Origin of the sequence: Chryseobacterium vrystaatense, assembly GCF_000737765.1 — a bacterium.
GTDB lineage: Bacteria > Bacteroidota > Bacteroidia > Flavobacteriales > Weeksellaceae > Chryseobacterium > Chryseobacterium vrystaatense.
In genome coordinates, this window is record NZ_JPRI01000003.1 from 539,141 (window position 1) to 551,125 (window position 11,985).

Below are 11,985 nucleotides of genomic sequence, written 5' to 3' on the forward strand. Positions count from 1 at the left end.
TGATAAATTATTAGCTTAATCATTATTAGCCAATAACAAGCAACGGTATTTTAACCAGAAACTCTAATCCTCTCAGATCCGTACCTAATAAATTAGAATCTTATTCCAATCTCACACTCATATCCTGAACTTCCTCAGCTGAAAAGCCATAAATCTGCGGTGTTTTTATATCCAGTAAATTCAGATAAATATATAGTTCACCTCTATGGTGGATCTCATGTTCGATCATAGCCCTCAGCCATTTCCATATCGTAATTTCATTACCGGGCGGTGTCAGGCATTTTCTGTTGAGGTCCTCATCAGAAAGTCCGGTGATGATCTCTATCGTCTGTCTGTGCATTTCATTGAAGAAGGCCATTATATTTTCATAGCCGTCCCCAAGTTCTTTTCCACAACCCTGATAAGCACTTTTTCTCCCTGAAATAGTTTCGCCATACATATATCTTTCGATGGCAGCTATATGTCTGATCTGATCAGCGATGGTAAATTTTCCCGGTTTATAGGAAAAATCAAGATGTTCGGGAGGAACGACTTCAATGAGGCGAAGCGTTCTTTCCCGTATTTTTTTATAATAATCAATGAAGGACTTTACAGAGGTGATTTCCATATCAAGCTTTTAAGAGTGTAAATTATTGAAAATATACACAACGGCAAAAATTTTCTGGTTGCTCTATATCTAATGTCCACTGAAAAACTCCAGCATCGTGTGCAATGCAGTCTCAGAATGCATCTTATCACCGTTTTCCAAAGATTCTCTGGTCGCTTCGGCAGCTCTTTGGCGCATTTGAGTTTCATAATGGGAAATAGCTTCCTGCAATGTTTTGAACTGATCTGATGTCAGACACCTGCTGAGTTCCAAAGCATCAAGCATAGCCATATTGGCACCTTCTCCGGCAAAAGGAGGCATCACATGGGCTGCATCTCCAAGCAGAGTGAGGTTAGACTGAGTTTCCCATGACTGGTCCAGAGGCATATAATAAATAGGACGTGGAATGAATGGAACAGCAGAATTTTCAAACAGCTCGTACCAGATGCTGTTCCACTCCGGATATTCTTTTTTGAACCATTCCAATATCTGCTTTTGATCAGAAAAATCAAGACCGCTTTCCTTTGGCCAGTTCTCTTCCGCTCTGAAACTTGCATAAAATCCAAGATCACCACCTCCTTTCTGACCCAGAAGCAGGTTTTTATTATTTCCGAAAGCCATTATTTTTCCGTCTTTTATCAGTTCTTTGATATGTGGAGCTGCTTTTTCTGCATCATATACATTGCCCTCAAGCATCAAAATTCCTGAGTAAACGGGTTTTAAGTCTGTAAGATAAGGGCGGATCTTAGAATTGGCACCATCAGCGGCAATGACAATATCTGCATAGGCTGAAGAACCGTTCTTAAAATGAATCAGCCATCCCTCACCTTTTACTTCCATCGAAATAAAATGGCTGTCCCATACTACTGTATCCGGTTCTAAAGAGTCAAGGAGCATATTCCGTAATGGTCCTCGGTCTATTTCAGGGCGGAAATGCTCTTTTCCAAAATCCTCATCAGGTTTTGTTTCATGATCACTGTAAATTATTTCTGCCTGCTCATTAACAATCAGTGTTTTGTCTGCACCGGGACGGTAATTACTCTTAAATTCCTCCAGCAGATCTGCACCACGCAGTGCATCCATTCCCGATCCTTCATGCATATCAAGAGGGGAGCCCTGTACCCGTGCATTTTTGTTAAAATCTCTTTCATATACTTTTACATTAGCCTTTTTAAGCTGTAAAAGTCTGGCCAGGGTCAATCCTCCGGGACCGCCGCCTACTATGGCGATTGATTTATTGTCTGTTAACATTATCATTCATTTTAATCATGCAAAATTATTTTTGTTTCAGAACAGATAATAGTATAAATCGGTCATTTTTGTTTTTTGATAATTCCTTTGGAACCACCCCTGAAAATTTTTTGATTTCTTTAATGAAATGGGTTTGGTCTGTAAAATTAAGTTCCGGAAACAGTTTGCCTTCTGCAATATGTTCCAAAGATGCCCTGAATCGCAGGATATTGGAATAAGCTTTTAGCGAAAGCCCAAACTGCTGATTGAAATACCGGTTGATCTGTCTGCTGCTCCAGCCTGTTTGTTCAGAGAGCTCCTTTACGCTCATCTCGCCGTTTGAAATATACATCAGGTCAAAAAGTTTTCGCTTTCTTTCATCCACGGTTTCAGGGATCAGTACAGTGATGATTTCTGAAACCCTTTTGACGAATATGTCAAGGTCTTTGAGATCATCTGTCTTTAAACTCCAAAAGTCATTAGGAAGGGTTCTTGCGGTATTGAGGACGTCTGAAATGGAAGTTTGCAGAATATATTCAACGGAAAGAGGTCGGAAACTTATTACAAAAGCCATTGTACCGGGTGCAATACTTCTCTGCTCCGGTGCAGTTTCCAGCCCGATAAGAAAAACCTCGAAAGGATCATCCGGTCCGGAACGGATGAAAAACAGATCAACTCTTCCATCGGGCATCACAACCACCTCTTTGGATTCGTCTGTAGGATTATGAAACATCCCTATGTTTTCTACAAAAAGATCCAGTGACAGGTCAGGTTTGATAAATTTACAATAGAATTCGTTGCTCATGGACATACACTTTATAATGATCCTTTCTTTTCAAAAATTAAATTACAAAAAAATGAAATAAAAAAGTAATTATTCAGGAGATCCATTTTTATAGTGACTTTCATAAATCTTAATCTTGTGAATAATTTGGTTTTAAAATTTGGAAAATATGCAAATAACTGATAATTTAGTTGAAAATCACAAATATGAAATTCTGGCTGTCTGTAAGTCTTCTTATCATAAATATTTCACATCTGACCGCTCAATTGATTGATAAAGAAAAACTCCTTGAGTATTATGAATCCCAGCAGTATGCTGAAGCTGCCCAATATCTGCAGAGCCTTTATCCTGAAGATACCAAAGATACAAAAGTGCTTACACAAATGGCTTATTGCAATATGATGTCCGGAAAACTTCCGGAAGCAGAAAAAAATTATGTGAAAGTCAATGCCATCGAACCAAACAATATTCCTGTTTTATTCAGTCTTGCCAATATCAATTCAAGAAGGGGGAATGCGCCAAAGGCCAAAAAGTTTTTGCTGGAAATTATACAGCTGGACAGTCTTAATTTCAGTGCATATAAAAAGCTGGCAGGTTTTGGAGATACTGCTGAAGCAAAACTTATTTACCTTAAAAAAGCCAATGCTTTAAATACTACAGATCCGGATGTAGCTTATGATCTTTCTATCGTCTACCGTGAACTTAAACAATATCAGCAGGCCTATGATATTCTCCAGAAAGCTATTGATGCAGATGACGGTAACCTTACACTGCAGCAGGCACAGCTTCCCATAGCCAATCAGTTGGGTAAATACAGGGAAGTCATAGAGACCGGAAAAAAGTTGACCAGAGAAAATACGGATGTCAATGTCATCAATGAGATGGGGCAGGCTTATTTTTACTTAAAAGAATATCAAAGTTGTATTGCTATTTTCAAAACACTGGAAGATCTTGGTATTCAGAATGAAGGCACTTTGTATTATATGGCTCTCAGCTACCGTGAATTAAAGGAATATGATAAGGCCGCCAATTATGCCAGAAAGACGATTGATGAAGGGATATCCGGGCATACAGCACTTTATTATACAACTTTAGGGGGCATCTATGAAAATAAAAATCAATTTTCAGAAGCTCAGGAAGCATACAAAAGAGGACTGACTTTTAATAACAGCAGTGCTATTTACTATCGGTTGGGTCTTCTCTGTGATTTCAATCTGAAACAAACCAGGAATGCCGTCAGTTACTACAACCTGTACCTGAAAAATAAACCTGATCCTGAGAAAGAAAAAGAACAGATTGATTATGCGAAAGCAAGAATATCGTTACTCACAAATCAAAAAGGGGCTGCAATCAAGTAGAATGTCTATTTAATTTAATAAGCCGGGATTAATACAAAACAGCCCCAAAAATATCATTTGAGGCTGCTTCATGGGATGATTTAATGACAATCCGTATTGACAGGATTCAGGATATAATCTTTGTCTTGCGGGGGCTTTACAAAATAAGAGGTTCCATATGCATTTCCCGGTCGGAAAAAATCTGTAGAAACAACCTGTGCACCGCTGCTGAAGGCGGCTTTTGAGCGGGTAAGATCATTGATCTTGGCTTCATGCGTTTCAATGTCGGCTCTTGTCCTTACGATAAACCCCTGTTTCACCAAAGTCTGAATTTCCTGCTGACGCACAATCGCATTATCTTTTAAAATAAAAGCTGCAAAACCGTCTTCCGGTTCACTTTCCATAAACATTAGTCTTTTTTCCAAAGAGCCGTTAATAAGATATGGGTTGTTTTTGGTAGACTGAGTTCCTGCACTTCCCGGTAACAGCATCAATACAAATTTTCCTCTGCTGTCTTCCGCTTTGGGCCAGTTTTGATGCAGTACTGCCTGTTGAAGGGTAGCGAAATCCCCCTGTACTTCTTTGGGAGTAATGATCTTATCTTTTCCCAGATACTGTAAAATTTCCTGATCTAAGTCATCATAAGCTTTCTGGGTAAAAGGTAAAACCTGAGTAGGGTTAGGAAAAATGGGAAACCCTGAATCTTTAGCTTCCACCATAATAAATAGAGTAGTGTGCTGAGGATGCTGATCCGACCATTGTCGAAGTTCAGTGAGCGCATCTTTTAGCGTTGGATAATGGGATCTGAAATCAATATCTGCCATATGCAGAAGTTTAAATCCGGGTTGATCCAGGTTTTTAGTATGGTGAGGTGCCAGATCGCTGATGCCTTTCTCTTTCAGAATCCGGTAAGATGCAGGATGGTTAAAACGATTTCCGTCAGGATCATAATAAACATCCAGCTCAAGTCCGCGGAGGTTGGCGTTAAGCTGCTCTGTAAAACCGGGATGATTATAATTAAGAGCTTCCGTAAAATCCATACCGTTGGGATGGTATTCCTGAAATTTAGCTTTCTGATCAGCCGACATGCCGGAATCGTATTTTTGCATCAGATTCTTAATAATAGGTGCCGCGAGATCCAATACCCTGGGGTCTACCGGTTCTGCATAGGAATTATGAGTTCCCAGTACCTGTATCTGATTAATTTTTATGTCTTTACATTTTTCCTGGGCATGGAGTATTGAAGCTGCAGCTACTGCAGCAGTGTATAGGTACTTTTTCATAAAATGAATGATTGTTTTTTTGTAATTAAAAATTGAAATTAACACCCAGCTGACCTCTTATCCCGGAATAAGATAGATTTTCAAGTCTGGATTTTGTTCCCATATAATAGCGGTTGGGTTCGTTGAAGATATTATTCACTTCTGCAAACAGCCGGACGTTTTTATTGATGCTGTATGAAGTAGAGGCGTCTACTGTAAAGTTTTTATCAAAATGCTGATAATGATCAGGACCTGCAGCCGTTCTTATTTCGCTGACGTAGTCTCCTTTGTAATTTCCGGCCAGGCGGAGCATAAGTTTACTGGTTTCAAAAAATAATATCGTATTAAAAATATGCTTGGCCTGATTGGGTATTGTTGTTTTCATCGTTCCGGTCTGTTTTCCGTTTTCATAGACCGGCATTTTCATTTCGGAAGCGATATAGGTGTAATTTCCTTCAAAACCAATGTGTTTCAGAAATCCGGGTAAACTTTCAAACCGCTTGGAGATTCCCACTTCGAAACCGTAGAGTTTTGCCCCTTCCAAATTTTTAGGTGTGGTAAAGGTGTAAGGAAGACCGTTTACATTCAGAACAGACTGATCTTTGTAGATCAGATCCGTAATATCTTTATAAAATGCTCCCGCAGTGACTAGATCCAGTTTTCCGAAATAGTTTTCAAACATCAGATCAAAATTATTGGAAAAAGTGGGATTAAGCTGGGTATTTCCCTGCGTTACCGTATTGGAGAGATCATTGACAATCGTACCGGGGTTGAGATCGTTAAAATCAGGTCTGGCAAAAGATCGGGTATAAGCTGCCCTCAGTATCCTGTCTTTGGTAAGCTTCCATTTCATATTGATCATTGGCAGAAATATATTGTACTTTTTTCCATCTTTGATATCTTCGGCGACGCTTCCGGTACTGTTGGAAACTACTTTCTTACCATGAAAGGAAATATCATTGTATTCATTTCTGATACCGCCAAGCAGCTGCAGATTTTCATTGATCCGCCAGGTTCCTATCATATAGGCGGCCCATACATTTTCTGTTCCTCTGTAGGAACTGGTTATATTGGAATTGCTGTTCTTTCCGCTTACCTGCTGCAGCCCAAGGATATTTTGAGTGCCCGCATTGTAAAACTGGTCGATCTGTCCGTTAGTGATCTGGTCAATCATGACCGTCTGATAGGGATTGCCGATAGGATTCATAAAACCTCCGTTAAAAGGAAAAGGAGTTTGTTCAAACTGACTCATATAGCTTATCGGAGATCCTGGGATCCCGAGTCCTGATTTTGGCATCCATACTAAAACAGCGGCATCTACTACTTTTTCTTTATTATTGAATTTTGTTCCGAACTGGAGTTTAAAATTCTCTGAGACTGTATATTTCAAATCTACCTGACCCCGCAGATCAGTTTCGCTGTTGCGGTTTTGGCTGAGGATTACCTGATTAAGTTTTAACTGGGTGGCGGAAAGAGGAGTCTGATTGTGAGGTAAGGTAAAGTCTGCCGAATCACCCATTCCACCCGGAGCATCCATCGCAAAATACTTTCTCCCATCGGAAGCCAGATTTCCATAGGTCATAGGCTGTACAAAATTAATGATAGGATAGCCTCTGTCATGGTCTTCTAAATTTTCCGGAGAATTAAACTTAAAACTTGACCGGGCTTTGGATAATGACCAGTCTATTTCCAAACGCTGGCCGGCCTGATGATTCCCACCCAACTGCATAGAGTATAAATCGGTAAGATAATCGGCGTGTCTTGCCTGCAGCGTTACATTCTTAGAGTCAAAATTAAAGTAGGTTTCCCGCACAGACTGCCCATCCTTATATTGACTGTACAGGCCCTTGAAGTACAATTTGTTTTTGCTGTTGATGTCATAGTCCATTGCGTAATTGAACCCTAAAGTTCTTCTGTCTGCCAGATAATCACGAAGCTGTAACTGATTGATAGAATACGAAGCCGTCTGTTCTGCCAAACCATAATTGAAAATATTCCGCATCTGATCTATGGCACTCGACCTTTGCCAGATAACGGCAGAAGAAATGAATTTCAGCTTTTCCGTAATTTTATTTCCATATACGATAGAAGAGTTAAACGTCGGAGATTGAGACATGCTGACATATCCGGTAGCGGTACTTATAGCCAGTGTTTCTTTATTAGGAGATGTTTTTGTGATGAAATCTACATTTCCTCCGATAGCGTCGCCGTCAAGATCAGGAGTCAGTGCTTTCGACAAACGTACACTCTGTATAAGTTCAGAAGGGAAAATATCCATCTGGACTCCTCTGTTGGCATTGTCACCACTGGCACTCGGCATTCTGCTGCCGTTTAATGTGGAGGATGTCCATTGGACCGGTGTTCCTCTGACGGCTACAAAGCGCCCTTCTCCCATATCTCTTTCAATGGAAACTCCCTGCATCCGCTGTACGGCATCTGCAGCGTTACGGTCCGGTAATTTGCCTATCGCATCTGCGCTCAGAACTTCCGTAATCGTATTAGAGTTTTTCTTCATGGTAAGAGCACGGGCCTGTGATGCTTTATAAACACTGCTGACCACTACTTCCTGAATAGCATTCTCTTGTACTTTTTTTTCTCCGATGCGGATTAAGCCCAGGTCAACTGCCTTTTTATCAGCAACCGTAAAAGGGAAATAGATCATTTCATAGCCGGTATATTCAATAATCAGTCTGTAATTTCCATCTGGAATATTACTGAGTACAAAAGATCCGTCGGTATTGGAGGTTATTTTTTCCGCCTTATTTTCTATATACACTAAAGCATTAGGCAGGTTTCCCTGATGGTCAACTACAACGCCGTGTACTGTAGTTTGGGCTATAGCCATACCACCCAGAAAAAAGCCTGCCGCGGTTGTTAAAAAAAATCTTCTTCGTAACATGTTCTAAATTTTGCACAAAGATGTTTTCGCTTGGAAAAAATTCAGTTCATTTAAATTTTAAAAGACCTGTTTAGATTTTAATTTAAATTAACGTACTTGTTTTCAGTATATTATGTATGTTAAATAGTTGTAATATAACGCTTGGGAATTATAAAACATGATCTGTAGGAAGGCAGTTGAATTCTTTTTTGAAATATTTATAAAAGGTAGATTTGGATTTGAATCCACATTGATAAGCAAGATCCGTAACATTGGAATCAGGCTCTTCTTCCTGCATACGTTTGAATTGTAAAACACGGTTGCGGTTGGTGTATTCATGAAAGTTGGAAGCAAGAAACTGGCTGAATGTTATCGTAAGATCGGTTCTTGAGATTGATAAATACTGTGAAAGTTGTTCCAGAGTAAAATCCTCATCCAGATATACAATGCTCTTGTCATAAAATTCCTCTATTGAAGATTTTATTTTTTCAAAATCTATTTTAGAAAGATCTTTGTATTGATATTTTTCCTTAAATGGTACCTCTTCATTGATGATCATTGTTTCTTTCTTCTGCTGTTCGTGGTACGTTAAAATATAAACGTACAATATCCAGGCGAACTGGATCAGAAATGAAAGGTTATATATCTTTTGAAACAGAAAAATATCGAGGCCCAATTTATAACTGGTCCAAAAAGTCAGGGCACTCAGTAATACGAAAGATAAAAATAACCGAAACTTTTTGATAAAAGGGTTTTCGGCCTTTTTTTGATGCAGGTACAATACAATAATACAGATAAAAAGACTTCCTATCCAGTAATGGATATAATAATTGGCAAAATACTTTGAATACAGACGGATAATGAGATCTCCCTCCGGATAGCCAAATAACTTTGCAGACAATCCAAGAGTATGGGTGAGCACGATCACAGAGAAAGGGTAGAGGAGGTATTTCAGTTTGTCCCGATGCTTGAAATTAATCAGATAAAAAGTAATGTATAAAAATATTAAACCTTTAAAAACCCTGAGACTGCCCGGTATTTCATAAAGAATAGATTCATAGCCGAATCTTTGGATGATGAAATATTCGTATCCCATGTCCAGAACTACCGTTACAATATATAACAACAGCATATTGTGAAAGGATTTCCTGTTTTTGGCAAGACAGAGTAAGACAGCCAGCGTAATTACAGCCTGCAGGATGACAACCATTAAAATGTATAACATAGCCAGTTTAAATCTTCCCAAAATTATCAATAAACAGGAAGTATATTTTTAACAGATCATTAAATTTTTGGTATTTTTATAAAAAGTTTTCTGTGTTTATTTGATATGTAAACCATCAGACGGAAAGAAGGCTTACGATATCCAAAAACAATGAAGAAACTTACTGTCTACCTAAAAATATAAAATGACCATCACCTCATTTTCAAAAGTATAAGTATCCAACCGGTACCTATTTAGTTTTAAATTGAAAATAAACAAGCAGATATGAAATTAAAACTGGGCATTCTGGATCAGTCTCCCACCATTAACGGAGGAAGCGCTCTGCAGGCCTTGAAGAACAGTATTGACCTTGCCGTATTTGCAGATGAAGCAGGTTTTCATAAAATAATTTATTCGGAACATCACGGTGTGGAAGCGTACGGAAGTTCGAGTCCGGAAATTCTTTCTGCCATCATATTAAGCAAAACCAAACGGATTAAAGTCGGAACAGGAGGGATTATGATGAAAAATTATTCGGCCTATAAAATCGCAGAATGGACAAAAATGCTGGGAATGCTGTACCCTGAACGGTTTATTCTCGGTCTTGGCAAAGCTCCGGGAGGATTAAAAGATGCGGTATCTGCCCTGAATAATCACAGACCTGTTATTTTGGCCAGTCAGGAAACCAAACTGGAAGAGATTATCCGGTATATTAAAGAAGAAAAAGGAATCTATGACGGACTGATTGCCCAGCCTGTGGAGCTTGATTACTTTCCGGAAATTCTTTGGCTCGGTTCCGGTATTCAATCGGCCAGAGAAGCAGCAACACATGGTGTGGGCTATTCCTACGCTGATTTTATGAAAAATGAACAGGGAACGGAAAGCACCGATCTGTACTTGAATGAATTTAACACAAACCAGTACAGTCCGGATCCCTCACTCCAGGTGGCTGTTGCTGCATCCGTTGCCGGAGATCTTAAATCAGCCCGCTATAATGCTTACGGCATGGCCTATCAGTTTCTGCAGGCAAGGCATATACAGGCTCCGGAAGCACTTTTGCCCACCGAAATTATTGAAAAGAGAATTATGGGAAGTGACGATGAAGAAGAATTCTTTAAGATTCTTGATCATATCATTATAGACACACCAGAAAATATTTCAGTGAGATTACAGGAAAAGAGAGAGGAATACAATACGGATGAACTCCTGATCCTCTGCAATATGTACAGGGAAACGGACCGCATATACACTTATAAAACAATTATTGAATCCAATAATTAAAATGGCGGTTGATCAGGATCTGACTGCTTATGAAAAAGACCTTCTTTGTAAAAATTCAATAAGAAGGTCTTTATCATCTCGACTACCAACCGGAAAATTCAAGTTGGTCATGATATCCGAATACCTTGATTTCAGGATATTCTTTTATGAGTTTTTTGATTTTTTCCATAGAGGCAAGACGTAATGTATTATCATCTGCTCTTGCTTCGGCCAGATTTCCGGCAGGATGATCAGCATTGTCCAGTTCTTCCCTGATGTAGTAGGCATCTCCTGCATAAAGTATCCATTTTTCCTCCCACTTTAAGGCAACTCCGCAATGTCCTGAAGTATGTCCGTACATAGGTATAAGGAATAGTTCAGTTTCAAATTCGGTGTGTATTCTCCGGGCTTCCATTCCAAACCATTCCTCATTTGAAGCACCATAAACTTTTAGATCAGGATGGTGATTCAGATGCTGGGGAAGATAACGGGGGTTTCCGCTTTCAAAGTTCTTCAGTTCTTCCTGGGATACATGGACTTTGGCATCCGGGAAATCTGCCAGTCCACCGGTATGATCCGGATCCAGATGACTGATGACACAATGTTTTACCGCAGAAGGATCCAGTCCCAATGTTTTAATTTGCCGGAAAGCTGTATCGTGATCATTAAGCTCAAATCCTACTGCTTTTATCAGATCGTTTCCAAGACGTTCATCCGGATTTTCGATGTCCTGAAGCCCCAGTCCTGTATCTATCAGAAGCAGTCCGGCATCTTCTTCGATCAGAAGACAGTGTCCGGTTACATTATCATTGAAGGGAGTAACGATCTTCACACAATTAAGGTGATGAATTCTTTTCATTCTGAATATTTCCCGACAATATAGAAATTTATGATGGTAATTCCCACCGTATGAAGGCTGGATTGTATCAGTTTTTCCGGCTTTCTGTATGATGATCAGTTTTTAGATCAATAAAAGTATTATATTGGCGGATCAATAATCAACCTTCTCCTTATGAGTTACAATATCCAGTTATTCAGTATACAAACAAAAGAAAAAGAGCAGGCTGCAGATGACGACAGCTTTTTTGACCTTGAAGAAAATCTCATACCCTTTACGGAAAAGCAGGTGGCGGGCTTAAAAGAGCGCCTTTTAAAATACAAATACGAATTCATCAGAGAAGATGATCATGGGCTTCACTTCAATCATCCGGATGAAGATTTTGGGACAGCTTTGCTTACCGAAAAAGGACTGTATTTCAATGCAAGCTTAAGTGAGAGTTCTATTTTTGAAGTAGGAATGACGGCCTCAGAATTTACCGATACCGGTGAATTTGTAAAATATGATCCTCAGAATGACGGCTGGGAAGAATTTTAAACTTCTGCTACAGGATGATTTAAAATAAAAACCCGGATTGTCAGAAGACAACCCGGATCTTATCAAGAT

General features: G+C 39.3%; 10 protein-coding genes. 3 read left to right on the forward strand and 7 right to left on the reverse strand.

Translation table 11 applies throughout. From position 1 onward, the window contains the following. Positions 1-100: 100 nt before the first annotated feature. From IW16_RS11650 to IW16_RS11660, 3 genes are all read right to left on the reverse strand, one after another. Positions 101-607, reverse strand: coding sequence for a DinB family protein (locus IW16_RS11650; RefSeq protein WP_034744034.1), 507 nt, complete (start codon positions 605-607; stop codon positions 101-103). Between the two features lie 69 nt (positions 608-676). Further along, positions 677-1,837: an FAD-dependent oxidoreductase gene (locus tag IW16_RS11655; RefSeq protein ID WP_034744036.1), complete on the reverse strand. Its 1,161-nt coding sequence runs from the start codon at positions 1,835-1,837 to the stop codon at positions 677-679. A 25-nt stretch (positions 1,838-1,862) separates the two neighbouring features. Further along, positions 1,863-2,621, reverse strand: a complete 759-nt coding sequence (locus tag IW16_RS11660) for a helix-turn-helix domain-containing protein (RefSeq protein WP_034744335.1) — start codon at positions 2,619-2,621, stop codon at positions 1,863-1,865. Positions 2,622-2,806: 185 nt separating this feature from the next. Between IW16_RS11660 and IW16_RS11665 the strand changes: the two genes are divergently transcribed. Continuing rightward, positions 2,807-3,958 (forward strand): tetratricopeptide repeat protein, encoded by a 1,152-nt coding sequence (locus IW16_RS11665; protein WP_131327884.1) that lies wholly within the window; start codon positions 2,807-2,809, stop codon positions 3,956-3,958. Positions 3,959-4,038: 80 nt separating this feature from the next. Here IW16_RS11665 and IW16_RS11670 read toward each other — a convergent pair whose 3' ends face one another. The 3 genes from IW16_RS11670 to IW16_RS11680 form a co-directional block, all read right to left on the reverse strand. Further along, a complete protein-coding gene (locus tag IW16_RS11670) occupies positions 4,039-5,220 on the reverse strand; it encodes a Ca2+-dependent phosphoinositide-specific phospholipase C (protein WP_034744041.1) in 1,182 nt (393 codons plus the stop codon). Between the two features lie 25 nt (positions 5,221-5,245). After that, positions 5,246-8,098, reverse strand: coding sequence for a TonB-dependent receptor (locus IW16_RS11675; RefSeq protein ID WP_034744043.1), 2,853 nt, complete (start codon positions 8,096-8,098; stop codon positions 5,246-5,248). Between the two features lie 148 nt (positions 8,099-8,246). Further along, the gene (locus IW16_RS11680) at positions 8,247-9,302 is read right to left on the reverse strand and encodes a helix-turn-helix domain-containing protein (RefSeq protein ID WP_083536284.1); all 1,056 of its coding nucleotides are present in this window, start codon (positions 9,300-9,302) and stop codon (positions 8,247-8,249) included. Positions 9,303-9,566: 264 nt separating this feature from the next. On the opposite strand from IW16_RS11680, the gene IW16_RS25710 reads away from it, so the two are divergent. Further along, the gene (locus tag IW16_RS25710; RefSeq protein WP_051890142.1) at positions 9,567-10,562 is read left to right on the forward strand and encodes an MsnO8 family LLM class oxidoreductase; all 996 of its coding nucleotides are present in this window, start codon (positions 9,567-9,569) and stop codon (positions 10,560-10,562) included. Between the two features lie 82 nt (positions 10,563-10,644). Here IW16_RS25710 and IW16_RS11690 read toward each other — a convergent pair whose 3' ends face one another. Next, entirely contained in the window at positions 10,645-11,400 is a 756-nt protein-coding gene (locus IW16_RS11690) for an MBL fold metallo-hydrolase (protein ID WP_034744048.1), read from the reverse strand. A gap of 153 nt (positions 11,401-11,553) precedes the next feature. Between IW16_RS11690 and IW16_RS11695 the strand changes: the two genes are divergently transcribed. Then, entirely contained in the window at positions 11,554-11,916 is a 363-nt protein-coding gene (locus tag IW16_RS11695) for a hypothetical protein (protein ID WP_034744050.1), read from the forward strand. Positions 11,917-11,985: the final 69 nt, after the last annotated feature.

Excerpts from the sequence above, each read along its gene's own strand:
- IW16_RS11695 (WP_034744050.1), top strand. The coding sequence starts at position 11,554 with ATGAGTTACAATATCCAGTTATTCAGTATACAAACAAAAGAAAAAGAG.
- IW16_RS11680 (WP_083536284.1), bottom strand. The coding sequence starts at position 9,302 with ATGTTATACATTTTAATGGTTGTCATCCTGCAGGCTGTAATTACGCTG.
- IW16_RS11665 (WP_131327884.1), top strand. The coding sequence starts at position 2,807 with ATGAAATTCTGGCTGTCTGTAAGTCTTCTTATCATAAATATTTCACAT.
- IW16_RS11690 (WP_034744048.1), bottom strand. The coding sequence starts at position 11,400 with ATGAAAAGAATTCATCACCTTAATTGTGTGAAGATCGTTACTCCCTTC.
- IW16_RS11670 (WP_034744041.1), bottom strand. The coding sequence starts at position 5,220 with ATGAAAAAGTACCTATACACTGCTGCAGTAGCTGCAGCTTCAATACTC.
- IW16_RS11675 (WP_034744043.1), bottom strand. The coding sequence starts at position 8,098 with ATGTTACGAAGAAGATTTTTTTTAACAACCGCGGCAGGCTTTTTTCTG.
- IW16_RS11650 (WP_034744034.1), bottom strand. The coding sequence starts at position 607 with ATGGAAATCACCTCTGTAAAGTCCTTCATTGATTATTATAAAAAAATA.
- IW16_RS11655 (WP_034744036.1), bottom strand. The coding sequence starts at position 1,837 with ATGTTAACAGACAATAAATCAATCGCCATAGTAGGCGGCGGTCCCGGA.
- IW16_RS11660 (WP_034744335.1), bottom strand. The coding sequence starts at position 2,621 with ATGAGCAACGAATTCTATTGTAAATTTATCAAACCTGACCTGTCACTG.
- IW16_RS25710 (WP_051890142.1), top strand. The coding sequence starts at position 9,567 with ATGAAATTAAAACTGGGCATTCTGGATCAGTCTCCCACCATTAACGGA.